Source organism: Streptomyces sp. G45 (assembly GCF_049542095.1).
Taxonomy (GTDB): Bacteria; Actinomycetota; Actinomycetes; order Streptomycetales; family Streptomycetaceae; genus Streptomyces.
On sequence record NZ_JBMUZU010000001.1, the window covers coordinates 783,141 to 807,627 of the forward strand.

The 24,487-nt window shown below is 74.5% G+C and carries 27 protein-coding genes and 1 pseudogene; 16 read left to right on the forward strand and 12 right to left on the reverse strand.

What is annotated here, in order from left to right:
- Positions 1-110: 110 nt before the first annotated feature.
- Entirely contained in the window at positions 111-1,271 is a 1,161-nt protein-coding gene (locus ACOBQU_RS03195) for a hypothetical protein (RefSeq protein WP_423624365.1), read from the reverse strand.
- A gap of 346 nt (positions 1,272-1,617) precedes the next feature.
- Here ACOBQU_RS03195 and ACOBQU_RS03200 point away from each other — a divergent pair, with 346 nt between their 5' ends.
- The 3 genes from ACOBQU_RS03200 (at position 1,618) to ACOBQU_RS03210 (ending at position 4,886) form a co-directional block, all read left to right on the forward strand.
- Positions 1,618-2,544 carry an NADP-dependent oxidoreductase gene (locus ACOBQU_RS03200; RefSeq protein ID WP_423624366.1) on the forward strand — a complete coding sequence of 309 codons (927 nt, stop codon included), beginning with the start codon at positions 1,618-1,620 and terminating at the stop codon, positions 2,542-2,544.
- A 111-nt stretch (positions 2,545-2,655) separates the two neighbouring features.
- Positions 2,656-3,597 carry an AraC family transcriptional regulator gene (locus ACOBQU_RS03205; RefSeq protein ID WP_423624367.1) on the forward strand — a complete coding sequence of 314 codons (942 nt, stop codon included), beginning with the start codon at positions 2,656-2,658 and terminating at the stop codon, positions 3,595-3,597.
- Positions 3,598-3,737: 140 nt separating this feature from the next.
- Positions 3,738-4,886 (forward strand): lactonase family protein, encoded by a 1,149-nt coding sequence (locus tag ACOBQU_RS03210; protein WP_423624368.1) that lies wholly within the window; start codon positions 3,738-3,740, stop codon positions 4,884-4,886.
- Between the two features lie 9 nt (positions 4,887-4,895).
- On the opposite strand, the gene ACOBQU_RS03215 is transcribed toward ACOBQU_RS03210, so the two are convergent.
- Positions 4,896-5,360 (reverse strand): nuclear transport factor 2 family protein, encoded by a 465-nt coding sequence (locus tag ACOBQU_RS03215; protein WP_423624369.1) that lies wholly within the window; start codon positions 5,358-5,360, stop codon positions 4,896-4,898.
- A gap of 77 nt (positions 5,361-5,437) precedes the next feature.
- On the opposite strand from ACOBQU_RS03215, the gene ACOBQU_RS03220 reads away from it, so the two are divergent.
- Both ACOBQU_RS03220 and ACOBQU_RS03225 read left to right on the forward strand, forming a co-directional pair.
- Entirely contained in the window at positions 5,438-6,025 is a 588-nt protein-coding gene (locus ACOBQU_RS03220) for a GNAT family N-acetyltransferase (RefSeq protein WP_423624370.1), read from the forward strand.
- A 205-nt stretch (positions 6,026-6,230) separates the two neighbouring features.
- Entirely contained in the window at positions 6,231-7,274 is a 1,044-nt protein-coding gene (locus ACOBQU_RS03225; protein ID WP_423624371.1) for a 2-dehydropantoate 2-reductase, read from the forward strand.
- Here ACOBQU_RS03225 and ACOBQU_RS03230 read toward each other — a convergent pair.
- Positions 7,271-7,894 carry a cysteine hydrolase family protein gene (locus ACOBQU_RS03230; RefSeq protein WP_423624372.1) on the reverse strand — a complete coding sequence of 208 codons (624 nt, stop codon included), beginning with the start codon at positions 7,892-7,894 and terminating at the stop codon, positions 7,271-7,273. The two genes, ACOBQU_RS03225 and ACOBQU_RS03230, sit on opposite strands and share 4 nt — an antisense overlap.
- A gap of 191 nt (positions 7,895-8,085) precedes the next feature.
- On the opposite strand from ACOBQU_RS03230, the gene ACOBQU_RS03235 reads away from it, so the two are divergent.
- Positions 8,086-8,412, forward strand: a complete 327-nt coding sequence (locus ACOBQU_RS03235; RefSeq protein WP_423624373.1) for a DUF1232 domain-containing protein — start codon at positions 8,086-8,088, stop codon at positions 8,410-8,412.
- On the opposite strand, the gene ACOBQU_RS03240 is transcribed toward ACOBQU_RS03235, so the two are convergent.
- The 5 genes from ACOBQU_RS03240 to ACOBQU_RS03260 all read right to left on the reverse strand — a co-directional run bounded on the left by ACOBQU_RS03240 (position 8,372) and on the right by ACOBQU_RS03260 (position 12,454).
- A complete protein-coding gene (locus tag ACOBQU_RS03240) occupies positions 8,372-9,151 on the reverse strand; it encodes an NAD(P)-binding domain-containing protein (RefSeq protein WP_423624374.1) in 780 nt (259 codons plus the stop codon). The two genes, ACOBQU_RS03235 and ACOBQU_RS03240, sit on opposite strands and share 41 nt — an antisense overlap.
- Before the next feature lie 242 nt (positions 9,152-9,393).
- Entirely contained in the window at positions 9,394-10,113 is a 720-nt protein-coding gene (locus ACOBQU_RS03245) for a DUF2470 domain-containing protein (RefSeq protein ID WP_423624375.1), read from the reverse strand.
- 114 nt (positions 10,114-10,227) lie between these two features.
- Entirely contained in the window at positions 10,228-10,647 is a 420-nt protein-coding gene (locus tag ACOBQU_RS03250; protein ID WP_423624376.1) for a GNAT family N-acetyltransferase, read from the reverse strand.
- A 77-nt stretch (positions 10,648-10,724) separates the two neighbouring features.
- Positions 10,725-11,369 carry an MBL fold metallo-hydrolase gene (locus ACOBQU_RS03255; protein ID WP_423624377.1) on the reverse strand — a complete coding sequence of 215 codons (645 nt, stop codon included), beginning with the start codon at positions 11,367-11,369 and terminating at the stop codon, positions 10,725-10,727.
- Positions 11,369-12,454, reverse strand: a complete 1,086-nt coding sequence (locus tag ACOBQU_RS03260; RefSeq protein ID WP_423624378.1) for an S-(hydroxymethyl)mycothiol dehydrogenase — start codon at positions 12,452-12,454, stop codon at positions 11,369-11,371. The genes ACOBQU_RS03255 and ACOBQU_RS03260 overlap by 1 nt, the downstream gene beginning before the upstream one ends.
- Positions 12,455-12,596: 142 nt before the next feature.
- Between ACOBQU_RS03260 and ACOBQU_RS03265 the strand changes: the two genes are divergently transcribed.
- The 5 genes from ACOBQU_RS03265 to ACOBQU_RS03285 all read left to right on the forward strand — a co-directional run bounded on the left by ACOBQU_RS03265 (position 12,597) and on the right by ACOBQU_RS03285 (position 15,871).
- The gene (locus ACOBQU_RS03265) at positions 12,597-13,370 is read left to right on the forward strand and encodes an ABC transporter permease (protein ID WP_423624379.1); all 774 of its coding nucleotides are present in this window, start codon (positions 12,597-12,599) and stop codon (positions 13,368-13,370) included.
- Between the two features lie 35 nt (positions 13,371-13,405).
- Positions 13,406-13,897 (forward strand): glutathione peroxidase, encoded by a 492-nt coding sequence (locus ACOBQU_RS03270; protein WP_423624380.1) that lies wholly within the window; start codon positions 13,406-13,408, stop codon positions 13,895-13,897.
- 314 nt (positions 13,898-14,211) lie between these two features.
- Positions 14,212-14,547 carry a hypothetical protein gene (locus ACOBQU_RS03275; protein ID WP_423624381.1) on the forward strand — a complete coding sequence of 112 codons (336 nt, stop codon included), beginning with the start codon at positions 14,212-14,214 and terminating at the stop codon, positions 14,545-14,547.
- 18 nt (positions 14,548-14,565) lie between these two features.
- A complete protein-coding gene (locus ACOBQU_RS03280) occupies positions 14,566-14,706 on the forward strand; it encodes a hypothetical protein (RefSeq protein ID WP_423624382.1) in 141 nt (46 codons plus the stop codon).
- A 130-nt stretch (positions 14,707-14,836) separates the two neighbouring features.
- A complete protein-coding gene (locus ACOBQU_RS03285) occupies positions 14,837-15,871 on the forward strand; it encodes an NAD-dependent epimerase/dehydratase family protein (protein ID WP_423624383.1) in 1,035 nt (344 codons plus the stop codon).
- Between the two features lie 95 nt (positions 15,872-15,966).
- On the opposite strand, the gene ACOBQU_RS03290 is transcribed toward ACOBQU_RS03285, so the two are convergent.
- The 4 genes from ACOBQU_RS03290 to ACOBQU_RS03305 all read right to left on the reverse strand — a co-directional run bounded on the left by ACOBQU_RS03290 (position 15,967) and on the right by ACOBQU_RS03305 (position 18,909).
- The gene (locus ACOBQU_RS03290) at positions 15,967-16,347 is read right to left on the reverse strand and encodes a GNAT family N-acetyltransferase (RefSeq protein WP_423624384.1); all 381 of its coding nucleotides are present in this window, start codon (positions 16,345-16,347) and stop codon (positions 15,967-15,969) included.
- A 346-nt stretch (positions 16,348-16,693) separates the two neighbouring features.
- Positions 16,694-17,326, reverse strand: a complete 633-nt coding sequence (locus ACOBQU_RS03295) for a GNAT family N-acetyltransferase (RefSeq protein ID WP_423624385.1) — start codon at positions 17,324-17,326, stop codon at positions 16,694-16,696.
- A 202-nt stretch (positions 17,327-17,528) separates the two neighbouring features.
- On the reverse strand, positions 17,529-18,122 hold the full coding sequence (locus ACOBQU_RS03300) for a helix-turn-helix domain-containing protein (RefSeq protein ID WP_423624386.1): 594 nt from the start codon (positions 18,120-18,122) through the stop codon (positions 17,529-17,531).
- Between the two features lie 40 nt (positions 18,123-18,162).
- Entirely contained in the window at positions 18,163-18,909 is a 747-nt protein-coding gene (locus ACOBQU_RS03305) for an AraC family transcriptional regulator (RefSeq protein WP_423624387.1), read from the reverse strand.
- A gap of 225 nt (positions 18,910-19,134) precedes the next feature.
- On the opposite strand from ACOBQU_RS03305, the pseudogene ACOBQU_RS03310 reads away from it, so the two are divergent.
- The 5 genes and pseudogenes from ACOBQU_RS03310 to ACOBQU_RS03330 all read left to right on the forward strand — a co-directional run bounded on the left by ACOBQU_RS03310 (position 19,135) and on the right by ACOBQU_RS03330 (position 24,471).
- Positions 19,135-20,312 (forward strand): annotated as a pseudogene (locus ACOBQU_RS03310) (MFS transporter).
- 232 nt (positions 20,313-20,544) lie between these two features.
- Positions 20,545-21,069 carry a GNAT family N-acetyltransferase gene (locus ACOBQU_RS03315; RefSeq protein ID WP_423624388.1) on the forward strand — a complete coding sequence of 175 codons (525 nt, stop codon included), beginning with the start codon at positions 20,545-20,547 and terminating at the stop codon, positions 21,067-21,069.
- A 139-nt stretch (positions 21,070-21,208) separates the two neighbouring features.
- Positions 21,209-22,255, forward strand: a complete 1,047-nt coding sequence (locus tag ACOBQU_RS03320; protein ID WP_423624389.1) for a DUF998 domain-containing protein — start codon at positions 21,209-21,211, stop codon at positions 22,253-22,255.
- 9 nt (positions 22,256-22,264) lie between these two features.
- Positions 22,265-23,461, forward strand: a complete 1,197-nt coding sequence (locus ACOBQU_RS03325; RefSeq protein ID WP_423624390.1) for a D-alanyl-D-alanine carboxypeptidase family protein — start codon at positions 22,265-22,267, stop codon at positions 23,459-23,461.
- Positions 23,458-24,471: a Gfo/Idh/MocA family protein gene (locus ACOBQU_RS03330; RefSeq protein ID WP_423624391.1), complete on the forward strand. Its 1,014-nt coding sequence runs from the start codon at positions 23,458-23,460 to the stop codon at positions 24,469-24,471. Before ACOBQU_RS03325 ends, ACOBQU_RS03330 begins: the two co-directional genes overlap by 4 nt.
- Positions 24,472-24,487: the final 16 nt, after the last annotated feature.

The window sequence follows — 24,487 nt, forward strand, 5'->3', positions numbered from 1 at the left end:
CGGCTGTGGTCCACTCAACGGCTCCTTCACGGCGTGCTCGTGGGCGCGCCCGCGCGAGTGCGCGGGCGCGTGGGACGCGCACAAGGTAGCGAAGCCGTGGCCGAGGGTGGTCAACTGAGCTGCCGGGACGGCGGGTTCGCGCCCGATTCGGCCGGAACGCAGCGGGGCCGGGTGCGGAGGGCGTACGAGCGGGCCGCGATGAGCAGCCCCCAGCCGAGCCCGCCGAAGGCGAGGCCGCCGAACAGCACCATCCACGCAAGACCGGTCCCGGTGGTGAACACCCCGTCCGGCTCCGGCTTCGGCAGCAGGCCGACCGCCATGAGCCCGGCGCCGAGGACGAGCAGCGTCCCGTACAGCGCGAGCCCCGCGCCGGTGAGCCAGGCCGGGAGCAGCGGCAGCAGGCGCGGCACGCGGCGCCCGGCGAGGACCGGCGTCCAGCGCGGGAAGACCTGCCCCCAGCGGTGCAGCAGGCCGAGCAGCAGGAAGACGGCGAGCAGCGCGCCCAGGACCGTGACGTCGACGCCCACCGAGGCGAGCGCCCTGGACGCGCCGGTCGCCTGCGACTCGACCTCGGCCCGCCACACCTCGCCGCGCACGCTGATGGCGTCGCCGCCGCACAGCCAGACGGTCTTCACCGCGGCCCACGGCAGGGGCCCGCACATCAGGAGGTACGCCAGCAGGCGCGTCCGGCGGGGCGCGGGGGACGGCGCGGGGTGGGCCAGCGGGCCGTCGCCCGGGCCCGGGTGGCGCTGCCCGCACCGGGGGCAACGGCCGCGCAGGCGACGGCGGTGCGCCACGGCGACGAGGGTCAGCAGGGCCGCTCCCCCGGTGGTCAGGACCAGGTTCACCAGGCCGGTGACGCTGTCCACGCCGGAGCCGGAGGCGATCGTCACGAAGGACACGGGCAGGCCGGGCGCGCCCCAGCCGAGCGCTCCGATCAGGACGACGAGGGCGGCGCCGACGGCTCTTCGCCCGCGCGGGGGCAGCGTCCGCGTCGTGGCGAGCGCGGCCCCGGCGGCGGCCAGGGCGAGGACGGCCGTCGTGAGGAGCAGGGCCGCGGGGTAGAGGCGCTCGCCCGCGACGGGCACCGCGGTGCCGGTCGCGGCCCACAGCGCCTGGACCACGGCGACGGCCGCGTTCCACGCCGCGGCGGCGCGCGGCGCCCAGTCGGGCCAGCGGCGCCGCCACGGCGGGCGCGGGCCCGGTGAACGGGTGGGGCGCGCCGCGCTGTTGGTTGCCGCCGCGGTCGTCGTGGTGGTGGGCTGCGGCACGGTGTCCTCCGGGAGCGCGTCATCGGCGTACGCGGCCAGGGGCGCCGCCGCGCCGCTGGTCCGCGCTCCCGAGCCTCGTCACGGCCGGTGCGCGCCGCGTCGCCCCCGGGGACCATCCGCCTCCGCCGCGCGGCGGAAGGGCCACGGCGGCGGACCCTCACCCATCGCCACCCGGCAAGACGATGGGACATCTTCCGAAGAGTTGAGGATATTCAGCGGCTCGTTGGATCTTCCTAGAGTCAAGGTCGTCCACCACCGGACAGGAACCGCGCCAACAACCTGACGGCACCGGACAGAACCGAAAAGAACCTGCCAGAACCGAGCTGAAACTATGGGGAGACCTTCCATGCGCGCTGTCATCCAGGAGTCCTTCGGCGGCCCCGACGTCCTGAAGGCCGTGACGACCGAGCGGCCCGTGCCGCTGGCCGGTGAGGTGCTGGTCCGGGTGCACGCCAGCGGCGTGAACCCGGTCGACCTGGCCGTCAGGTCCGGGGCCTACCCGCTGCTCGGCGAGCCGCCGTTCGGCGTGGGCTGGGACGTCTCCGGCGTCGTCGAGGAGGCGGCCCCCGGCGCCCGCTTCGCCCCGGGCGACGAGGTGTTCGGCATGCCGCTCTTCCCGCGCGCCGCGAACGGCTACGCCGAGTACGTCGCCGCCCCGTCGCGCCAAGTGGCCCGCAAGCCCGCCGCGCTCGACCACGTGCACGCGGCGGCGCTGCCGCTGGCCTCGCTGACCGCGTGGCAGGGGCTGGTCGACGCGGCCCGCGTCCAGGCGGGTCAGCGCGTCCTGATCCACCGTGCGGCGGGCGGCGTCGGGCACCTCGCCGTGCAGATCGCCAAGGCGCGCGGCGCCCATGTGACCGGCCTGGCGAGCGCCGCCAAGCACGACTTCGTCCGCGGCCTGGGCGCCGACGACGTCATCGACTACCGGACGACGGACTTCACCGAGGCCGTCAAGGACCTCGACGTCGTCTTCGACTCCAGCTCCGAGGGGGCGCGTTCGCTGAGCGTGCTGCGGCCGGGCGGGACGCTGGTGAGCATCATGGAACACGGCGACCACGAGCTGGCCGCGCGGGTGGCAGCCGAGGGCCGCCGCTTCGCCGGGATCTCCGTGGAGCCGGACTACGCCTCCCTTGAGGAGATCGCCCGTCTCGTCGACGCCGGGCGGATCCGGCCGCACGTCGCCGAGACGTTCGCGCTCGCCGACGCCGCCCGGGCGCACGAGTCCGTCGCCACCGGCCGCACCCGGGGCAAGGTCGTCCTGACGGTCGCCTGACCGTGGCCTGACGTGCCGGTGGGCGCGCCCCGGACCGGCCGCCGCCGCCCGGACCGGCGGGCCGTATCGTGGGCGGCCCGATCAAGCGCGACCGACGAAGGGCGGCGGGCGGTGGACATCCTGACCGAGGCGCTGGCCTCGATGCGGACGGGGCAGCCGCGCTCCGTGCGCACCGAGGGCCGCGCCCCCTGGGGGCTGCGGCTGCCGCCGGTAGCCGGTGCCGGGTTCCACGTGGTCCTGCACGGCACCTGCTGGCTGGTCCCGCTGGACGACGCGCCGCCCCACCTGGGGCCGCTCGCGCTGGGCCCCGGTGACGTGGTGTTCCTGCGCGACGGCCGCGGCCACGTGCTCGCCGACCACCCGTCGACCCCGGCGGAGGTGGAGCGGCCCGAGCAGTTCACGGCGGGCTCCCCCATCGGCACGGTGACGGTCGGCGGCGACGGCCCGCGCACCAGCCTGCTGTGCGGCAACTACCACCTGGACCAGGGCCGCCCGCACCCGCTGGTACGCCAGCTCCCCGAGGTCGTCCACCTGCCGACCGGCGACGGCCACCACCCCGAACTCAGCGCCGCCGTACGGCTGTTGGGCGCCGAGCTGGACCGGCCGCGGATCGGCTCGGCGGGGATCGTGCCCGCCCTGATCGACTCGCTGCTCCTGTACATCCTGCGGGCCTGGCTCGAAGGGCAGCCGCCCGCGACCGCCACCGGCTGGGCGGCCGCCCTCGGCGACTCGGCGGTGGCCCCGGCCCTGGCCGCGATCCACGCGGACCCGGCCGCGCGCTGGACCGTGGAGTCGCTCGCCACCCGCGCGGGCCTGTCCCGGGCGGCCTTCGCCCGCCGCTTCACCACTCTGGTGGGCGAGCCGCCCATGGCGTATCTGACGCGCTGGCGCATGACGACCGCGGCCCGGCTGCTGCGCGAGTCCGAGGCCCCGCTCACCGCGGTCGCCGCCCGCACGGGCTACGGCTCGGAGTACGCGTTCGCCAAGGCCTTCAAGCGCGAGTACGGCCGCGCCCCCGGCGGCTACCGCCGGGAGTCCCGCAACGCCGCCTGACGCGTCCACCCCCTTCTGACCAGCGCGAAGACCAGCGCGGCCGTTGCACAGCATGCAACTCATGTTGCGGGTATTGCCTGGTGTGACTTCTGGGGTCAAGGTGGCTGGCACACCTTCCCCCACAAGACGCGAGGTGAACCATGGACAGACGCACGTTCATCGGTACGACACTCGCCACGGCCGCCGCGCTCAGCACCGGAGCCGTCACCGCGGCCGCGGCGGCGCCCAGGGCCACCGGCGCGGAGGCGCGCGAGCGGCCCCTGTTCCTCGGCACGTACACCTCGGAGCCCGGCGGCGGCACGGGCATCGGCCTGGCCACGTACGACGACACGACCGGCGCGGTCACCAGGACCGGCACGCTGACCGGCGTGTCCAACCCGTCGTACCTCGCCCTGCACCCGTCCGGCCGCACGCTCTACTGCGTGAACGAGGAACAGCCCGGCGGCGTGACCGCGATCGCGCTGTCGCCCGACGGCGACCACCGGGTCCTCGGCACGCGGGACGCCGGTGGCGCCGGGCCCTGCCACCTGTCGGTGCACCCGAGCGGACGCTGGGTGCTGAGCGCCCACTACACGTCCGGCACCGTGGCCGTGCACCCCGTCGGGGCGTCCGGGGCGCTCGGCGCGCGCACCGACCTGGTCCGGCACTCCAGCCCGCCGCCCGGCCCCGGCCAGGCGGGACCGCACGCCCACCAGATCGTCACCACCCCGGACGGCGGCCACGTCCTCGCCGTCGACCTCGGCACGGACAGCGTCTACACCTACCGCCTGGATCCGACGGCGGGGCGGCTGCGCCGGGTGTCGTACGCGTCGCTGCGGCCCGGCGCGGGGCCGCGGGCGCTCACCTTCCACCCGTCGGGGCGGTTCGCGTACCTCGCCAACGAGGTGGACAACACGGTCGTCGTGTGCGCGTACGACCCGGCGAGCGGGCGGCTCACGCCCGGCGAGCCGCAGTCCACGGGCACCAAGCCCGGGGTCACCAGCTACCCCGCGCAGCTCGTCGTGACGGGGGACGGCCGGTTCGCGTACCTCGCCAACCGGGGCGACAACACCCTGGCCCGGTACGCCGTCGAGCAGAGCGGCGCGCGGCTCAGGCTCCTCGACACGGTCGCGGTGGGCGGGGACTTCCCCCGGCACCTGGCGCTTGCGCCGTCGCAGCGGCTGCTGTTCGCCGCCAACCAGCGGTCGAGCACGGTGAGCGTCTTCCGCGTGGACGGGCTCACCGGCGAACTCGCCCTCGTGGGCGAGCCGTTCGCCGCGCCGGTGGCGGTCTGCGCGCTGCCGCTGTAGTCGCTGCGGTCAGGGCGCGGCGGGCCGCAGGGGCTCGTAGCAGTCGTAGTTCCGCTGGGCGAGGATCCGTCCGTCGCGGAACTCCAGGATCGCCGCGACGTGGGCCCGCAGGACGTGTCCTGCGGGCAGCTCGCCGAGCGGCACCGCGAGCGTGCCCGTCCAGACGGCCTCCACCGCCACCCGGCCGCCGGACGCGAACGCGTTGCTCACGTCGAAGCGCTGCTCGGTCAGGAACCCGCGGCCCCGCCGCGACGCGGCCAGCAGGCTCGGCAGGTCGCGGACGGTGCCCTCGGGGGCGAGGGCGTTGGGCAGTTGGGTGTGGACGGCGTCCGGGTGGAAGTACGCGGCCAGCTCGTCCTCGTCCGCGAAGCGCGCGACGGCTTCGTGGTAGCGGACGGCGGTCACGATGTCGCGGTGCTCCTCGGTCCCCGGCGCGGCGGACCTGTCGGCCATCTCGGTGGCGGCGTCTCGCATGGCACCGAGCCTAGCCGCGCGTCCGCCCGTGAGAAGATCCCCAGCGTCAAGCACCGTCCCGACCGTGGAAAGTGACGATGTACGCGATATCCCTGGGTGATGACGGCGCCGAGCTGCGCCCGCTGGAACCGTGGCAGGCCGAGGAGTTCCTGGCCCACATCGACCGAGGACGGGAGTTCATCGGGCGGCACAACGGACTGCCCGACGTCGTCAGGGACCTGGAGTCGGCGCGGGCCTACCTCCAGGCGTACGCGGACAAGACGGCGAAGGACACCGGGCGGATCTTCGGCATCCGGGTCGACGGCGGCCTCGTGGGCGCGATCCTGCTGCGGACCATGGACGTCGAGCAGGGCGTCGCCGAGGCGGGCTGCTGGCTGGAGCCCTCGGCGGCGGGCAAGGGCCTGGTGACCCGCGCCGTGCGCGTGGTCCTCGACTGGGCCGTCGAGGAGCGGGGCATCCACCGCGTCGAGTGGTGGGTGAACTCGGACAACGCGCCCAGCATCGCGGTGGCCAAGCGCCTCGGCATGTCCCGGGACGGGGTGCTGCGGCAGAGCTATCTGTACCGGGGGAAGCGGCACGACCAGGAGGTCTGGTCGGTGCTGGCGCCGGAGTGGCGGGCGGCGAAGGAGACCCGCGCGGCGCGGGAGGCGTCCGCTTCCGCCTGAGCCCGCCCCTCGCCCGAGCCCGAGGCCGTCTGAGCACCCCTCGCCCGAGCCCGGGCCCGTCCGAGCCCTCGCCTGGTCCGGGGCCGCCCCCGCCCGAGCCCTCGCCTGGTCCGGGCCCGCCCCCGCCCGAGCCCCGCCGCGGTTAGGGTGACCCGGTCGAGCCGCCGTACGCCCGTGCGGTGGCCGAGCGACAGGGGAGGTCTCCGTGGCGGAGAGCAGCGTGGCGCGGATCAAGGTGGCGGTGGTGGGCACCGGCGGGGTCGGCGGGTACTTCGGCGGGCGCCTCGCCGCCGCCGGGCACGACGTCGGGTTCGTCGCGCGCGGCGCGCACCTGGAGGCGCTGCGGAGCACGGGCCTGACCGTGGCCAGCGCGGCCGGTGACTTCTCGGTCGCGCCGGTGCGGGCGAGTCACGACACGCGGGACATCGGCGAGGTCGACGTCGTCCTGCTGTGCGTGAAGACCTGGCAACTGCCGCCCGCCATCGCCGCGTTGAAGCCGCTCGTCGGCGCCGACACGGCCGTGGTGACCCTCCAGAACGGCGTGGAGGCCCCCGAGCAGGTGGCCGCGGCGGTGGGCCGGGACGCGGTCCTGCCCGGCACCGCGAAGATCATCGCGCATCTGGACGGGCCGGGGCGCGTCCGGCACGTCGGCGGTCCGGCCACGCTGGCCTTCGCCGAGTGGGACGACCGCGCGTCGGACCGCGTGACCCGGCTGCGGGCCGCGCTCGCGGACGCGTCGGTCTCGGTGGCGGTGCCGGACGGCATCTGGGCCGAGCTGTGGGCGAAGTTCCTGTTCGTGGTGCCGTTCGGCGGCCTCGGCACGGTCACGGACGCCCCGTTCGGCGTGCTGCGGTCACGGCCGGGGACGCGGCGGCTGCTCGCCGAGGGGATGGCGGAGGTACGGCAGGTGGCGGACGCCCTCGGGGTGCGCCTCCCGGACGACATCGTGGACCGCACCCTCGCCTTCGTCGACCAGCAGCCCGCGGAGGGCACCTCGTCCCTCCAGCGCGACATCCGCTCCGGGCGCCCGTCCGAACTGGAGGCGTGGAACGGCTCCGTGGTCCGCCTCGGCGAGCGCGCCGGGGTGCCGACACCGGTCAACCGCTATCTGTACGAGGTGGCGAGCGTCCTCGCGGCACGGGGCCGCCTGAGCGGGGGCGCCGCTCCGGGCGCCCGAAGCCCTCGCCCGCTCCGACGCCTGACGCCCCCTCACCTCCCGTACGCCCAGGGCGGCTTCCCGTCCGCCTAGGGCGCGGTGAAGCTCACGTCGTCCGCGCTCGGCACGATCTCGACCTCGTCGCCGAGCGCCCACTCCGCGACGCGCGACACGGTCGCCGCCGGGACGGCGTCGCTGATGCCCTCGGCGGCCGGAATGTCGTACGTGGCGTGCGCGTCGTGCGGAACGACCACGCGGAACTCCAGGTCGAGCGCCGTACGCGCCGTGGCGCTCACGCACATCTCCGACATCACGCCGCAGATGGCGAGCGCGGTGACGCCCTCGTCGCGCAGCAGCCGCGCAAGGCCGGTCTCCTCGAAGCCGTCGTCGACGGTCTTGCGGAGCACGACCTCGCCCCGGTCGGTGTCGGCGGGCAGATGGACCTGCCAGCCGGGCGTGCCCGGCTCGTCGAGGGCGCCCTCCGGGCCGTCGTTCTGGAGCTGGACCACCAGCGCGTCGGCCGCCCGCGCCTTGGCCATGAGCTGTTCGGTACGGCGCAGGACGCGCTCGGCGTCGGGGACGGCCTCGGCACCGGAGACGAATCCGGACTGCATGTCGACGACGATCAGGGCCTGCACGGGCTCCACGGGCGAGACGGACGACGCGGGCGAGACGGGCGGGGTGGCGGGCGACGCGGGGTTCTGGGCGCTCATCCCTCCATCATGCCCGCGCCGCCCCACCGGCCCGCACCCGCCCCACGGCGCCCACGGGTCCCCCCGGACAGGGACGTTCGCGCTTAGCGTGGAAGCCACCGGACGGCCCGCCCCGGGCTTCCGGTGTGCTGTGGATGAGGGCGGGGAGAGCGGGGGGGAGGCGAGCGGAGGAGAGTCGGGTGCGGGTGGCGATGAGCACGGAGGTCACGGCCCTGCTGGTCGTGGGCGCGGTCCTGGTGGCCGTGACGCTGGCGGCGGCGGTCGCCCTGTTGGTGCGCCTGGTCCGCACCCGCCGCGCGCTGCGGCGGGCGGGGCTGCCCACGGGGCGGCAGTGGGTGTTCTGGGGCGCGGTCGCGTACTTCGTCCTGCCGACCGATCTGCTGCCCGATCCGGTGTACGTCGACGACATCGGCGTCCTGCTCCTGGCGCTGCGGTCCCTGCGGTCCGGCGCGGGGCGCGGGCCCGCGGAGCTGCCGCCTAGCGAAGGTCGGCGAGGAGGCCGTCGAGGGCCTTCTTGAGGGCTTCGGAGTTGGCCGTGTCGAACCAGGTGGTGCGGATGCGCTCGTTGTTCCCCTTCGGCGTCTCGTGGTCGGCGGCGAGCTGGTGCAGGGGGCGGGACCCGTCGGCCAGGGAGCGGCCGACGCCCTGGAAGAGGCTGCGGAGGTAGCGGTCCGCGTCGTCGGCGGCGATGCCCTGGTCGGCGGCCCACGAGGTGAGCGTGGCGAGGTACGCGTAATGGGTGGTCAGCGTTCCGGTCAGCGCGGAGAACACGTCGAAGGCCGACTCGTCCGCGACGGGCAGGGCGCCGCCGAGGTGCGCGAAGAAGGCGTCCACCTCCGGGTGGGCGGGGTAGGTGACCGTGACGGAGCGGCGTTCGCGCACGGTGGGCAGGGGGATGGCCCGCACCAGCGGCGCGTCGGTGGCGAGTGTCCCGCGCAGGTCGTCGTTGCTGACCCCGGCCATCACGTTGACCACCACCTTGGTGCCGTCCACCCGCAGCCCGGCCAGGGCGTCGTGCCGGTCCTGGCGGCGTACGGCGATGAGTACGAGGTCGGAGCGGTCCACGACCTCCTGGTTGTCCGCGCACACCCGCACGCTCGCGTACCGCTCGGCCAGTTCGGCGGCGGTGCGGGCGCCCCGGGGCGAGAGGAACACCTCCGGCGGAGCGTCGTCCCCGCCGCAGTCGCCCCCGCCGCACAGGCCCGTCACGAGGGCCCGGCCGATCTCGCCCACTCCGATGATGCCGATGCGCTTCACTGCGTCCGCCTCCGTACCGGTCGTGCCCCGGGTCGGTCCGGGTCCCTGACACGGAGTCTGCACCACCCGCCGCGACGGCCGATCACTCGGGGGCGCGCTGGACCTCCTCCTGGACGGGCCGCGTAGGTCCCATCAGGGCGCGGACCGCGGGGCGTTCTACCAGGGCTCGCACCGCGGGGCCCCGGCGCCCACGGACCGGCGTCAAGGCACCGACGTCCAGGCACCGGCGTAAGGGCCCGGGCTCAGGACTCCGGTGGCGTGACCGGGCGCAGCACCGGGCGGCGCAACAGCCGGGCCTTGGTGAGCAGGGCGTGCATGCGCTCGGTGACCTGGCCGAGGTCCTCCACGGGCCGGTGGAAGGGCAGGCGCACATCGGCCTGGCTGCTGACGCGCTCCAGGCGCAGGGTCAGGCCGTGCCGGTCGATGGCGACCGGTTTGACGTTCACGACGCCCGCGAGGCTGTCCGCGGCGATGAGCCGGGTGAGTTGCTCCACGGCGTCGGGATGCGCGTCGGCGAGGTGGGTGAGCAGCCGGGACTCTGCGTGGGCCAGCGGGTCGGGGTCGGCGAGCGCGAACTCCTCCAGGTCGACGCCGGTGCGGCCGTGGAGGTCGTGCAGGACGACGCAGGTCGGCTCGAACACGAGGTGCTCGCGGCTGGCCGTGAGGGTGCCGGACAGCCAGACGCGCGTGCGGACGCGGTCCCGGACGGGCACGGGGGCGACGTCGGCGAACTCGACGAGCGTGGACGGCTCGCCGCGCGGCGCGCAGATGAGCGCGGCGGCCAGGGCGCTGTCCTCGGGCGGGTGCAGCAGCACCGTGCCGCGCTCGGTGACGCTGTGGGCGCCCACGAGGTCGTCCTTGCCGATCTCCGTGGTCACCGTGCAGGACCAGGCGGTGGCGAGCACGGAGCGAGCGCGCGCCGCTGCTGTGGGCATGGTCGTGCTGACGTGTCGGACACCCATCCTCAACCTCCATTAGGTAAGCCTTGCCTAACTTATCGGAGATCGAGTGAGGGGGCTACCACGCGTGACCTGCGGCGCGCCACGCGTGCAGCCCCGGCGCCTCGCGACGCGCCGTCAGATCCAGCGGTGCATCCCGATCGACGCGGGAGCGGTGTCGCGGAAGCCGAACTTCTCGTACAGGAAGCGGGCGTCGCCGTCGGCGATCAGGGAGACGTACGCGCTCTTCGGCGCCCGCCGCTCCAGCTCGCCGACCAGGGCCGCCATGATCCGCTTGCCCAGGCCGCGCCCCTGGTGATCGGGCAGCAGGCAGATGTCGACGATCTGGAAGACGCACCCGCCGTCCCCGACGACGCGCCCCATGCCGACGACCTCCTCGCCGTGGCACACGGTCACGGCGTACCAGGTGTGGGCGAGCCCCGCGCGGACCGCCTCCGAGGTCCTGGCGCTCAGGCCCGACTCGGAACGAAGCCGCAGATAGGTCTCGACGGAGGGTGCATCAGCCCGCAGCACGTAAGGGTCAGTATCGCTATTCACCTGCTACAGGCTAGCAGCGTGAGAAGGCCACCCGGGGGCGCCCCGGGTGGCCTTCTCACAGTGTGTCGTGGCGGGCGTCAGTGGCCGCGCGCGATCCACTCCTCCACGTGGCCGGACTCCGCGCCGATCGTGGTGTCGTCGCCGTGGCCGGTGCGCACGACCGTCTCGGGCGGCAGCGTGAGGAGCCGCTCGCGGATCGACTCGATGATGGTGGGGAAGTCGCTGAACGACCGGCCGGTGGCGCCGGGCCCGCCCGCGAACAGCGTGTCGCCGGTGAACACCGTGCCGAGCGCGGGCGCGTGGAGGCTGACCGCGCCGCGGCAGTGCCCCGGCGTGTGCAGCACCCGCAGCGTGACGCCCGCGACGTCCACCTCCTGGCCGTCGGACAGCTCGCCGTCCGGAGCGCGGTCCGGGTGCGTGAGCTTCCACAGCTCCAGGTCGTCCGGGTGCAGCAGGACCGGCGCGCCGGTGCGCTCGGCGAGGGCGGGCGCGGCGTTGACGTGGTCGTCGTGGGCGTGTGTGCACACGACGGCGACGACGCGCCGGGCGCCGACGGCGGCCGCGATGGCGTCGGCGTCGTGGGCGGCGTCCACGACCAGGACCTCCCGGTCGTCGCCGACCAGCCACACGTTGTTGTCGACGTCCCAGGTGCCGCCGTCCAGGGAGAACGTGCCCGAGGTGACGACGCGTTCGACGCGCACGGGACCCGTGCTCGCGGCCATCAGAGGATCACCACCGAGCGCAGGACGTCGCCGTCGTGCATGCGCGCGAAGGCCTGCTCCACCTCGTCCAGGGCGATCGTCTCGGTCACGAACGCGTCGAGGTCCAGGCGCCCCTGCCGGTAGAGGTCGATGAGCATGGGGAAGTCCCGCGAGGGCAGGCAGTCGCCGTACCAGCTCGACTTGAGCGCGCCGCCGCGCCCGAAGACATCGAGCAGCGGCAGGTCGATCCGCATGTCGGGGGTGGGCACGCCGACCAGGACGACCGTGCCCGCGAGGTCACGGGCGTAGAAGGCCTGCTCGTACGTCTCGGGCCGTCCGACCGCCTCGATGACGACGTCCGCGCCGAAGCCCCCGGTCAGCTCCCGGACGGCCTCGACGGGGTCGGTGGAGCGGGAGTTGACGGTGTGGGTGGCGCCGAGGCCGCGCGCGGTCTCCAGCTTCCGGTCGTCGATGTCCACGGCGATGATCCTCGCGGCCCCGGCGAGCCGCGCCCCGACGACGGCGGCGTTGCCGACGCCGCCGCAGCCGATGACGGCCACCGAGTCGCCGCGCCCCACGCCGCCCGTGTTGATCGCCGCGCCGATCCCGGCCATCACGCCGCAGCCGAGCAGGCCCGCCGCGGCCGGAGACGCCTCCGGGTCGACCTTGGTGCACTGCCCGGCGGCGACCAGGGTCTTCTCCGCGAACGCGCCGATGCCGAGGGCCGGGGTGAGTTCCGTGCCGTCGGCGAGCGTCATCTTCTGCCGCGCGTTGTGCGTGTCGAAGCAGTACTGGGGGCGGCCGCGCAGACAGGCACGGCACTGGCCGCACACCGCGCGCCAGTTAAGGATCACGAAGTCGCCCGGCGCGACCTCGCTGACGCCCTCGCCCACCGACTCCACGACACCGGCCGCCTCGTGGCCGAGCAGGAACGGGAACTCGTCGTTGATGCCGCCTTCGCGATAGTGCAGATCGGTGTGGCACACCCCGCACGCCTGGACCTTCACCACGGCTTCACCCGGCCCCGGGTCGGGCACGGTGATCGTCTCGATCCGCACCGGCTCACCCTTCGCGCGTGCGATCACACCCCGCACTTGCTGCGCCATGAATCTCGCCCTTCTGTAGCTGCGTACGTCCCACCGGGCGCGCCGTCGGCCCGAAGGCGGACGCACCGGTACCAAGGGAGCCTACGGCCACCCCGCCTAGGGTGGGCGCGTGCGTATCCTCGCTGCTCAGACCCTGGTGCCGATGGCCGCTCAGACGCTGCTGCCGGTGAATGTGACGCTGGCCGTCGTCCTGGTGGTGCTGCTCGGCGCCGCCGCCACGGCGGTGGCCGTCTTCCGGCTCTCCCCCGACGGGACGCGGGGCCGGGCCCGGGAGGTCGCGGTGGCCGGTGCGCGGGCGGCGGCCCAGCTCGCCGCGGTGTCCCTGGTGATCGGCTGGGTGGTCCACCACGTGGCGGCGCTGTTCGCCTTCCTGCTGCTGATGTTCGGCGTGGCCACGCGCACGGCCGGACGCCGCGTCACGCCGAACGGCACCTGGTGGTGGGCGGCGGTGCCCGTCGCGGTGCCGGTCGCGCCGGTGGTCGCGGTCCTCGCCCTGGCGGGCCTGGTGCCGCCGCGGGGCATCGCCATGATCCCGGTGACCGGCATCCTCATCGGCGGGGCGCTCACGGCCACCGTCCTCGCCGGTCGCCGCGCCCTGGACGAACTGCGCGCCCGGTACGGCGAGTTCGAGGCGGGCCTGGCCCTCGGGCTGCCCGCGGCCGAGGCCCGCCTCGAGGTGATCCGCCCGGCCGCGTCGGACGCCCTGCTGCCGGGACTCGACCAGACCCGCACGGTGGGCCTCGTCACCCTTCCGGGCGCGTTCGTCGGCATGCTGCTGGGCGGCGCGTCCCCCGTCCAGGCGGGCGCGGTCCAGCTGTTCGTCCTGATCGCGCTGATGGCCGTACAGGCACAGGCGACGGCGGTGACGGTCGAACTGATCGCACGCGGCAAACTGCACCGGGAGGAGCCGCGCTAGGCGCCTCTCCCCGGCCGCGGCGTAGGCTCCCCAGCATGTCTGTTTACGACGCAGTAGAGATCGACCGCCTCCAGGGCGGCCCCGCGGACCTGTCGCAGTACCTGGGCAAGGCCGTCCTCATCGTGAACGTCGCCTCCAAGTGCGGTCTCACGCCGCAGTACGAGGGCCTTGAGCGCCTCCACGAGACGTACGCCGCACGCGGCTTCACCGTCCTCGGCGTGCCCTGCAACCAGTTCATGGGCCAGGAGCCCGGCACGTCCGAGGAGATCGCGGAGTTCTGCTCGGCGACGTACGGCGTGACGTTCCCCATGACGGAGAAGGTCGACGTCAACGGCGAATCCCGGCACGCCCTGTACCGGAATCTGGTCACGGCGGCGGACGCCGAGGGCCACACGGGAGACATCCGTTGGAACTTCGAGAAGTTCGTCATCTCCCCCGACGGCACTGTCGCCGCCCGCTTCTCCCCGCAGACCGAGCCTGAGTCCCCCGAGGTCATCTCGGCCATCGAGGCGGCCCTGCCCGCCTGACCAGCCCCCAGGGCCGGAAGACGCACGAGGCGCGCGGACCCGTGCGCCTTCCGGCCCGGGCTCCGCGCGGGCCCCTTCGAGCAGCCCGCCGACGGAAGGCGGGACCACCCGCACGGCCTTCGCGGATGCGCCCTGCGACGGCGGCCGTGCGGAAGGCTTGCGACGTCAGCCGCTTCTTAGCGGTCCCCTCGTGGCCCGGATGTTAGAGGGCCGCACCCCAGCTAGCGGCACCGCTCGACTCATCCAGGGCTGGCATTCAGCCGCTGCGAAGTCCCGTTGCAGCGGCCGCGAGCCGGGGTGACACCATCCCGCGCATGGTGCACCTGGGCGAGATAAGCACACTTGCACGCCTTGTGAACAAGGGCTGGCAGTCACCGGTGGCCGACGCGGTAGCCGCCCGCTGGGACCGCCCGGCGGGCACCGCGCGCTGGTGGCGCTCCAGCGCCTCGCACGTGTTCGTCCTGCCCGACACCCCTGTCGCCGCCGTCCAGCACCTCGCCGACCGGCTGGCCGCCCTCCCCGCGACGCCGACCACTATGGCGTCATCCACGGCGACTTCGAGCTGGACAAACTTCGAGCTGGACAATCTGTCCTGGGAGGGAAACACCCCCACCGCCTTCGGCTTCGACGAGGCCGCCCTGTCCTGGTAGTCCTGGTACGCGGCCGACATGCCCCACGCCGTTCGCGACCTCGCCGACCTCGGCCGCCCCACCCCGCGGCACCGTCCGCTGCTCGACGCCTTCCTCGCACACCACGACGGACAACGCCGCATCGTCCTGACCGCGGCCGAGGACACCGCCCTCGCCTGACCACCGCACCGGACCAGCAGCACTGAGGCGGCGCGCCGGTCATCGCCCGAGGCGCCCCACGGGTTCCGGCCGCGGCGGCCTCGTCCCGGGGCGGCCGCACGGGCGCGGGCACCGTGCCTATGCTCGTCATATGTCGCGTGCGTTGATCCTCGGCGGTACCGGTCTGATCGGTCGTGCTGTGGCCCGGCGGCTGCTGTCCGCCGGGTGGACCGTGGACGTCACCGGTCGGAATCCCAGCCGTATGCCACCGGAGATCGCCGCCATGGGGGCCCGCTTCGTGGCGGCGGACCGGTCCGACGAGGGTCAGCTCCGGGCCGCGCTGGGAAGCGGCGCGGACCTGCTCGTCGACTGCGTCTGCTATACCGCTGCCGACGCCCGGCTCCTGCTGCCGCTGGCCCAACACGCCAGTTCCACGGCGCTGATCTCCAGCCGTGCCGTGTACGCCGACGCGGACGGCAACCACTCCAACTCCGACGTCCCGCCCCACTTCGAGGGCCCCGTCCGGGAATCCCAGCCCACCGTGGCCCCGGGTGACATGGACTACCGGTCCCGGGAGGGCTACGGCGCCAACAAGGCAGCGGCCGAGCAGGTCGCTCTGGACAGTGGTCTGCCCATCACCGTGGTGCGTCCTTCCCGCGTTCACGGGGTGGGCGCGTCCCGCCCTCGCGAATGGGTGTTCGTCAAGCGCGCCCTGGACCGGCGCGGCGTGGTGCTCCTGACTCGCCGTGGCACCGGCGTTGTCCATCCGACGGCCGCGGCCAATATCGCCGCTCTCATCGGAACGGTCGCCGAGAGGCCGGGCACGCGCATCCTCAACTGCGCGGACCCCGACGCGCCGAGCGCGCTGGAGATCTCCCGCGTCATCGCCCGGCTCCTCGGGCACACGTGGGACGAGGTCCTGCTCGACGAGACGGCTCCGGACACGCTGGGGCGGACCCCATGGGACTCGCCGCACCCGGTCGTGCTCGACACTTCCGCCGCCGAAGCCCTCGGGTACCGGCCGGTCGGGGATTACGCGACGACGGTCGCCGCCGCGGTCGACTGGCTCGCCAACGCCGCCCGGACCGGCGGCGACACGGGGGTTCTGCCCCGGTCGGACGACCCGTACTTCAGCCGGTTCTTCGACTACGCGGCCGAGGACGCATTCGTCACCACACGCACCTGAGGTCGGTCTGGGCGGAGGCGACCAGGCGAGGCGTTCGCACCGGCACCATCAACGGTCGGGGCCACCAGGGGCACGGGGCACCGCCATCCGTTCGGTCAGGGTCTGTGGGCTTGGTCGGGCTGACGGGCCGACCTGGCCTCACGCCACATCGGCCAGATCGATACCCCGCCGTGCGGCAGGCGCAGCTCGCGGCGCACGGTGAAGCCGAAGTGCTCGTAGAACGGGACGGTGTCGGCCGTGGAGGCCTCCAGGTAGACGGGCGCCCCCTCCGCGTCGGCGCGGGCGAGCCCGGAGCGGAGCAGCGCGGCGCCGTGGCCCTGGCCGCGGGCAGCGGGGTCGGAGCCGATCACGGCGAGATACCAGTGCGGTTCACTGGGCGTCTCGGCGCTCATCACCTCGTAGCTGTCCTTCAGCACGTCGGCCTGATCGCCGAACACGGCCCCGAGCTTCTCCAGCAGCTCGGGGCCAGGCTCCACGGCACCCTCGCGCTTCGGCAGGAACCAGAAGGCGGCACCGCCTCCGGTCGTCTCGCATATGCCGTGCGGGCCGTATGGGAGTTGAGGTCATCGCCATATCTCGATTGTGCATATGGGCGATCAAAGGGACGTAAGCGCCGCCCAAAGGCGCCTGAGACGCGTGGAGTTGACCCGGCCATGCCGTTCCCGTTCGCACTGGCGCGGACCCGCCGCCCGCTTCACGCCGCAGACCGAACCGGAGCCCCAGTCCGAACCCGAGTCCGAGCCCGAACCCGAGCCCGAGCCCGAGCCCGATTCCGCCGAGATCGCACCGGCCATCGCGGCAGCCCCGTCCGCCCGCCCCCGCTCAAGGGCGGAAGGCGCACGACGTCAGCGGAGCGTGCGTCTTCCAGCCCAGGGTCTCGTACAGGGCGCGGCCGTCGGGGGTGGCGCCCAGCACGCCGAGGGTCGCGCCGCGGGCCAGCGCCTCGCTCGCGAGGGTGCGCATCACATGGCTGCCGAGGCCCCGGTGGCGGTGCGCCTCCTCCGTGACGACGCGGTCCATGACCGTCGCCTCGCCGAGCACGGCCATCTGCCCCTGCGCCACGACGGCACCCGCCGCGTCTCGTACGCGCACGAAGGTGACGCCGTCGCGCGTCTCCACCGAGGTCGTGTACCCCTCGGGCGCGACCGGGTCCGTGGCCATGAGGTCCACGGCCATCAGATGGCCGCAGTCCTCCTCGTCGATCAGCCATCCGGCGGGCAGCCACGGGCCCACCGTCTCCCGCGGTTCCGGGACGTGGAGCCAGGTGCGGGGCACGCGCGCCGACTCGGCCGCGGAACGCACCGCCGACTCGGTGGCGTGCGGCAGCACATGGCGCCCCACCTGCTCGGCGGTGCCGACCTCGATGTACACGCCCCAGGGCCGGTCCACCGGCTGAGGTGTACGCCGGGACACGGCCCAGCCCGCCGCCCAGGTCCTGACAAGTTCCGGTATCACGCGGTCCTCCCGAACGTCGCCTTGCGTCGCCCTACGCCGTCCTGACGTGGCCTCACTCGGCCAGCATGTGCAGTAAAAAGCACGTACAAGCAGAATATCGCACAGCTTGAGCGCGGTGAAGTCTGCGGCGCGCCCTCGCGGGACCCGCGGCTCAGTACAGGCCGGAACTCAATACAGGCCGGAACTCAATACAGGCTGAAGCTCAGTACAGGCTGGAGAAGAGCACGACCACCATCTGCGCGGGGACGTCGCCGTCGTTGCGGAAGGTGTGCGGGCGCCCGGCCGACCACTGGACGCCGTCACCGGCGCGCAGTTCGTGGTCGACGCCGTCGTAGCGGGCCACGAGGGTGCCGCGGGTGACCATGACGAGGTCGGTGCCCTCGTGCTGGAGGTCCTCGGTGAGGCCGCTGTGCGGCGCGAAGTCGCCAGTCACCACCTGGTAGCCGAGGTCCGGCGAGCGCAGCACGCGGTAGACGACCCCGGGGGCGCGGTGCAGCGTCTCCTGCTCCTCCCGGGGGAAGAGCGAGGGCAGGGCGGGGCCGCGCGAGAACCCAAGGAACGAACCCACGTCGTGACCGAAGACCTTGGCGAGCCGCCCCAGCCGCTCCAGGGCGATGTCGGTCTCGCCGCGCTCAAGGGAGGCCAGGAAGGAGACGGACAGGCCGCACTCGGCCGCCACCTGGCGCAGCGACATCCCCCGCTGGGTCCGCAGCCGGTGCAGCACCTGCCCCGGCGGCGGGAAGCCGAGCTCCGGATCCCTTGCGGAGGTGCGGGTCGAGGGGTCCGGATCAGCCATGACGGCATCCTAAGCCGAGCCCGGCGACGGGTCAGACGGGTCAGGGGCGGCGCTGGTGCGCGCCGGGCGTGTAGCCGAAGGCGCGCCGGAACACGTCGATGAAGGCGCTCGTGGAGGACCAGCCGCAGCGGTGCGCGACGGTGGTGACGGGCGTGTCGTCGGCGAGCATCCGCAGGGCGTGGAAGAGCCGGGACTGGGTGCGCCACTGCGGGAACGTCATGCCGAGTTCGGAGCGGAACAGGCGGCTGAGGGTGCGCTCGCCGACGCCGGTCTCAGCGCCGAGGGCGGCGAGGGTGCGGGGGTCCGCCGGGTGCTCGTGGACGAGCGCGCAGACGGCGGCCAGGCGCGGGTCCCGGGGCGTGGGCAGTTGCACGGGCTGCTGCGGGGACGCGCGCAACTGGTCGCGCAGGACCGCCCGCAGGCGGCGGCGTTCGGGGCTGGTGTCGTCCGGGGCCCGGGTGTACTCGATGATCAGCTCGCGCAGCAGCGGTGTGACGGTGAGGACGGTCGGGGCGTCCAGATTGAGCGGGTTGTCGTCGGCGGGCAGGCCGACGAAGTAGGCGTTCAGACGGCCGTGGGCGCGGTGGGCGTGCACGGTGCCCGCGGGCACCCAGATGGCGCGGGTGCCGGGCGCGAACCACGTCCCGGCGTCGGTCGTGACGGCCACGACGCCGGAGCCCGCGTAGACGATCTGGTGGTCGTCGTGGCGGTGAGGGTCGATGCGCTCACCGGAGGCCAGGACCCGCAGGTGGGTCGGCGCCTTGGGGGTGTGGCGGATTTTCGGCACAGCTTGGCATTTTATCGGAAGCCCGACAGCGGGCGGCCTCGCGACGATCAGAGCGTGTCCGACAAACCCGTCCCCGCGTCCAACGAATCCGTCCCCGTGTCCGACAAACCCATCCCCGCGTCCGACAAACCCGTCCCCATACCCAACGAACCCGTCACCGTGTCCACCGAATCCGTCCCCGTACCCACCGAACCCGTCACCGCCTCCGGCAAGCCCCTCGCCCTGATGTCCGTCGGCCACGCCTGCGTCGACGTCTACCAAGGCGCGGTGGCCGCGCTCGTGCCCTACTTCGTGTCCGAGCGCGCGTACACCTACGCGGCCGCGTCCGGCATCGTCCTCGCCGCGTCCCTGCTGTCGTCGGTGGTGCAGCCGCTGTTCGGGGCGCTCACCGACCGGTGGGCGCTGCCGTGGCTGCTGCCGGTGAGCACGCTGGTGGGCGGCGCGGGGGTCGCCCTCAGCGGCGTCTTCGGCTCGTACGCGCTCACGCTGGCGGTGGTCGCGGTGTCCGGCGTCGGCGTGGCCGCGTACCACCCGGAGGCCGCGCGGGTGGCGCGGATCGCCAGCCGCGGCTCGCACACCGCGATGGGCTGGTTCTCGCTCGGCGGCAACCTCGGCTTCGCCACGGCACCGCTGCTCGTCTCCGCCGTCGTGGCCACTGGCGGCCTCCGCGCGTCCCCGCTGCTGGTCGTCCCGGCGGTGGCGGGCGCGGCGCTGTGCGCGGCGGCGCTGCGGGGCCTTGCGGCGCCCGCCACCGCGACGGCCAAGGGCGCCGCCAGGCCCGTCGGCGCCGACGACTGGGGGTCCTTCCTGCGGCTCACCGGTGCCATCGTGTGCCGTTCGATCGTGTTCGTCGGCCTGAGCGCCTTCATCGCGCTGTACGTGCGCGAGCGCACCGGCGGCGGCGAACTGTCCGGCACGGCGGCGCTGTTCGTGCTGTACATCGGCGGCGCGGTGGGCACGGTGGCCGGGGCAGGCTCGCCACGCGCCACAGCCGCGTCACCGTGGTCCGCTGGTCGTACGCGCTGTCCGTGCTCGCGGTCGCCGGGGTCGTGCTCGTGCCGGGGCCGCTCCTGTACGTCTTCGTGGCGCTGACGTCCGCGGGCCTGTACGTGCCGTTCTCGCTGCACATCACGCTCGGCCAGGACTACCTGCCGAACCGGGTGGGCACCGCGAGCGGCGTCACTCTGGGCCTGACGGTCAGCGTCGGCGGCGTCGCGAGCCCCGCCATCGGCGCGCTCGCCGACCACACCTCGCTCCAGGCCGCCCTCGCCCCGCTGATCGCCCTGCCCGTGCTCGGCTGGCTCCTGCTGCGCCCGCTGCGGGAACCCGCGATACCCGAGGCGCTGGGCCCGGAGCCGGTCGACACCACGGCCCCCGGACCCGCCGCCCCACCCCGCCCGTGAACTCCCCGCCGTCGGCGGGCCCCGCCCCTCTTGCTAGGCTCGCCCGGCGCACGCTCTCCGCGTCCGCCCCCGACTGCCGCTCCGACCAGGGAGGTTGATGAATATGGCCTGCCAGGCCCGCCATCAGCATGCCCGAGTCCGGGCCGCGCGAGGACAGTGAGCGGCCCGGTCGTCTGCCCACGACCAGGAGTGTCGCGTGTTCTCTCCCTCTTCCTCTGTTTCCCCTGATTCCGTGCCGTCCGCTGCTTCTCCGTACGCCGTGACCGGTGCGGGCCTGACCACCGAACGGCTCGTGCTGCGCACGTGGTCGCCCGGTGAACTCACCGCCGTCGTCGACGGCACCCGGCTCGCCCACTGGGCCGAGGACTTCCCGGCCGAGGGCGACGGCGTCATCGCCGGGTTCCTCACCGAGCACCCCCAAGGGCTCACCCCGTACGGCCACCGGCTGATCGTCGAGCGGGACAGCGGCCTGGCGGTCGGCTCGATCGGGCTGTTCTGGCCGCCCAACGACGGGGTCATCGAGGTCGGCTACGGAGTGGTGGCGTCCCGGCGGGGCCGCGGCTACGCCTCCGAAGCCACCCGCGCCGTCGTCGCGTACGCCCTCACCTCACCGGATGTGCACACGGTGTGCGCGCAGGTGGAGCTGTCCAACCCGGCGTCGGTCCGCGTCCTGGAGAAGGCGGGCCTGCGGCGCCGGAGCGACGACGGGGTCACGGCCCGCTTCGAAGCGCGGGCGGGGGACCTGACCCAGGAGTGACCCCGCGCCGGGGGGGCAGCCACCGGACCGAGCCCGGTGGTCGGCCCCCCCCGGCCCGGCACAAGGACGCTACTTTCGTCGCCCGGGCGTCGACTTCCGGCCGCAGCGGCGCCCCCGCTCCCCCGCCTACCGTCACACCATGGCTCCCACCCGCCCGACGGGCAGGGGACGCCCGGTCCTCGCCCTGTTCCTGCTCGCCCCGTTCGTCGGCGAGTTCCTGCTCGGCAACCTCACCGTCCCCGAACTCGGGCTCGGCGTGCTGCTCGCGCCGCTGTACGGCTGCGGGGCGCTGCTGGTCCGCGAGACCGCCCGGCGCACCGGCGGCGGCTGGCCCGCCATGGTGCTGCTGGCCGCCGCGTACGCCCTGGTGGAGGAGGGCCCCGTCGACCAGCTCCTGTGGAACGACGCGTACGCCGGACAGGACCTGCTGCACGGGCCGTCGTACCTGCCCGGCCTCGGTACGAGCGTCGAGCTGGTGCAGGCGGTGCTCGCGCTGCACACCGTGTGGAGCGTCTGCGTGCCGATCGCGCTCGTCGAGGCGTGCGTGCCCGCCCGGCGCACCACCCCGTGGCTGGGCCGCCGGGGGCTCGTGGTGACGGGCGTGGCGTACGTGCTCGGCGCGGGGCTGGTCTTCTGGGGCAACTACGCCGAGGAGCGCTTCCTCGCCTCGCCCGCCCAACTCGCCCTGTGCGGCGCCGTGATCGCGGGCCTCGTGGTGGCCGCCCTGCGGCTGCCCGCGCGGCGGCGTCCGGCGGCCGTTCCCGGCCGGGCGCCCGCGCCGTGGCGCGTGGGCGCCGCCGCGCTGCTCGGCACCAGCCTCTACTGGGGGCCGTCGGTGCTCGTCACCGCCGACCGGTACGAGTGGACCGGCGTCGGGGCGTGGTGCGCGGTGGCGCTCACGGCGGTCGTCGTGGTGCCGCGCTGGTCACGGCAGCGGGGCTGGGGGCCGCGGCACGTGTGCGCGCTCGCGGGCGGCGCGCTGCTGACGTACGTCTGGGCGGCGTTCCCCGTGCGGCCGGAGAACGGCGGCTCCATGGCCGCCGACGTGGCCAGCAACGCGGTGTGCGCGGCCGTCGCGCTGCTGGTGCTCCTGCGGGCCGTGCGAACCGCCCGACTGGCGGAGCGCGACGGCCCGATGCATCCGGCCGGGCCAAGCAGATCTGCGCACGTGGGGGCCCGCTCCTAGGTTGGCTGAATGGCCATCAGGTTCCTTCCGCGCTCCAGCGTCGTCCCCGCCGCGGCCCTCTCGGCCGGGCTGCTCGCCTGCCTCACGGGCCCGGCCGCGGGCGCCGAGCCCACGCCGCCCAAGCCGCTGCCCGCGTACTCCTCGTCCCTGCTCGACCGGCCGGGCACCCAGGTGCGCCCCGACTCTGACGCGCCGCCACTTCCCCGCGACGTGTCGGCCCTTGCCTGGGTGGTGGCCGACGCCCGCACCGGCGACGTGCTCGCCGCGCACGACGCGCACCGCCGCCTGCCGCCCGCCTCCACCCTGAAGTCCCTGTTCGCGCTCACCGCGCTGCCCCGCCTCGACCCCGCCACCCGGCACACCGTCACCGACGCCGAACTCGCCCGGGTCGGCGCGGGCAGCAGCCTGGTGGGCGTCGCCGCGGGCCGCACGTACCGCGTCGCCGACCTGTGGCGGGGCGTGTTCCTCAGCTCCGGCAACGACGCCGTGCACGTGCTCGCCGAGATGAACGGCGGTATGGCGCGCACCGTGCGGGAGATGCGCGCGAAGGCCCGGGCCCTCGGCGCCCACGACACCCGCGTGGTGTCGCCCGACGGCTACGACGCGCCGGGGCAGGTGTCCTCCGCCTTCGACCTCGCGGTGTTCGGCCGCGCGGGCCTGGCCGACCCGCAGTTCACCCGCTACTGCTCGACTCCGGTCGCCTCCTTCCCCAGCGGCCGCTGGTCGTACCCCATCCAGAACACCAACCGGCTGCTCACCGGCGCCGACGGCGTCGCCCGCTACCCCGGTCTGATCGGCGTCAAGAACGGCTACACCAGCGGCGCGGGCAACACCCTCATCGCCGCCGCCCACCGCGGCGCCCGCACCCTCGTGGTGACGGTGATGAACCCCCAGAACGGCGGCTTCGCCGTGTACGAGGAGGCGCGGCGCCTGCTCGACTGGGGCTTCGCCGCGGCGGACCGGGTGCGCCCGGTCGGCTCGCTGCTGCCCGCGAAGCCCCGCAAGGCGCCGGACCGGGCGCGGCCCGCGGCGGCCGCGTTCGTGCCGCCCGAGCGCGCGGAGTCCGAGGACGGCTCGGACTGGCCCGCGCTCGTCCTGGTCGGCGCGGGCGCGGCGGCGCTGCTCGCGGGGTGCGTGGTGATCGTACGGCGGCGGGCGGCTACGGTGGCCCGACGGGCGGGCGCGGGAGGGGAGTTCACACGGTGACCGAACCGCTTGGGGTGGCCGTCGTCGGAGCGGGCCACATGGGGGCCGACCACGTGCGGCGGCTCGCGCGGGCCGTCGGCGGCGCACGCCTCGTGGCCGTCGCCGACCCGGACGCGGCGCGCGCCGAGGCGGCCGTGGCGGGGCTCGACGGCGTGCGGACGCACACGGACCCGCTGGCCGCCCTGGCGCGGCCGGAGGTGACGGCGGTGCTCGTGGCCTCGCCGGACGAGACGCACGAGGAGGTGCTGCTCGCCGCGCTCGCGCGCGGCCTGCCCGTGCTGTGCGAGAAGCCGCTCGCGCCGGACCCGGCGGCGGCGCTGCGGCTGGTGGAGGCCGAGGCGCGCACCGGGCGCAGGCTGGTCCAGGTGGGCTTCATGCGCCGCTACGACACCGAGTACCGCCGTCTGAAGGCGCTCCTCGACTCCGGCGGCATCGGCAGGCCGCTGCTGCTGCACTGCCGCCACCGCAACGTGGCCCCTCCGCCGCGCTTCACCTCCGCCATGCTGATCACCAGCTCGGTGGCGCACGAGATCGACGCGGCGCGCTGGCTGCTCGGCCAGGAGATCACCGCGGTGACCGTGGCCCGGCCCCGGCCCTCGGACCTCGCGCCCGCCGGGCTCCTCGACCCGCAGCTGGTCCTGTTCGAGACCGATGGCGGCGCGCTGGTCGACGTCGAGGTCTTTGTCTCCAGCGGCTTCGGCTACCAGGTGACGTGTGAGGCGGTGGGCGAGCGGGGCAGCGCCCGCGTCGGCGACGAGCACGGCATGGCGGTGGCGTCGGGAGGCGGGGAGCGCCGGGAGGTCGCCCAGGACTACCTGGTGCGCTTCGCCGACGCCTACGACCGCGAGGTGCGCGCCTGGGTGGCGGGCGCGCGGACGGGCCGGGTGGACGGGCCGAGCGCCTGGGACGGATACGCGGCGGCGGCCGTCGCCGAGGCGGGGGTGCGGGCGCTGGAGTCCGGCGGGCGGGTGGCGGTGGAGCTGGCACAGCGCCCGGATGGGTACGCCTGAGCGGGCTGCCCCGCGT

Bases quoted from the DNA above. Each gene is read 5' to 3' on its own strand.
- ACOBQU_RS03255 (WP_423624377.1), bottom strand. From the start codon at position 11,369: ATGGCCGCGAGCACGGGTCCCGTGCGCGTCGAACGCGTCGTCACCTCG.
- ACOBQU_RS03230 (WP_423624372.1), bottom strand. From the start codon at position 7,894: ATGAGCGCCCAGAACCCCGCGTCGCCCGCCACCCCGCCCGTCTCGCCC.
- ACOBQU_RS03320 (WP_423624389.1), top strand. From the start codon at position 21,209: ATGGCTCCCACCCGCCCGACGGGCAGGGGACGCCCGGTCCTCGCCCTG.
- ACOBQU_RS03260 (WP_423624378.1), bottom strand. From the start codon at position 12,454: ATGGCGCAGCAAGTGCGGGGTGTGATCGCACGCGCGAAGGGTGAGCCG.
- ACOBQU_RS03325 (WP_423624390.1), top strand. From the start codon at position 22,265: ATGGCCATCAGGTTCCTTCCGCGCTCCAGCGTCGTCCCCGCCGCGGCC.
- ACOBQU_RS03280 (WP_423624382.1), top strand. From the start codon at position 14,566: ATGCCCCACGCCGTTCGCGACCTCGCCGACCTCGGCCGCCCCACCCCG.
- ACOBQU_RS03200 (WP_423624366.1), top strand. From the start codon at position 1,618: ATGCGCGCTGTCATCCAGGAGTCCTTCGGCGGCCCCGACGTCCTGAAG.
- ACOBQU_RS03275 (WP_423624381.1), top strand. From the start codon at position 14,212: ATGGTGCACCTGGGCGAGATAAGCACACTTGCACGCCTTGTGAACAAG.
- ACOBQU_RS03300 (WP_423624386.1), bottom strand. From the start codon at position 18,122: ATGGCTGATCCGGACCCCTCGACCCGCACCTCCGCAAGGGATCCGGAG.
- ACOBQU_RS03235 (WP_423624373.1), top strand. From the start codon at position 8,086: ATGAGCACGGAGGTCACGGCCCTGCTGGTCGTGGGCGCGGTCCTGGTG.
- ACOBQU_RS03220 (WP_423624370.1), top strand. From the start codon at position 5,438: ATGTACGCGATATCCCTGGGTGATGACGGCGCCGAGCTGCGCCCGCTG.
- ACOBQU_RS03285 (WP_423624383.1), top strand. From the start codon at position 14,837: ATGTCGCGTGCGTTGATCCTCGGCGGTACCGGTCTGATCGGTCGTGCT.
- ACOBQU_RS03265 (WP_423624379.1), top strand. From the start codon at position 12,597: ATGGCCGCTCAGACGCTGCTGCCGGTGAATGTGACGCTGGCCGTCGTC.
- ACOBQU_RS03270 (WP_423624380.1), top strand. From the start codon at position 13,406: ATGTCTGTTTACGACGCAGTAGAGATCGACCGCCTCCAGGGCGGCCCC.
- ACOBQU_RS03215 (WP_423624369.1), bottom strand. From the start codon at position 5,360: ATGCGAGACGCCGCCACCGAGATGGCCGACAGGTCCGCCGCGCCGGGG.
- ACOBQU_RS03245 (WP_423624375.1), bottom strand. From the start codon at position 10,113: ATGGGTGTCCGACACGTCAGCACGACCATGCCCACAGCAGCGGCGCGC.
- ACOBQU_RS03210 (WP_423624368.1), top strand. From the start codon at position 3,738: ATGGACAGACGCACGTTCATCGGTACGACACTCGCCACGGCCGCCGCG.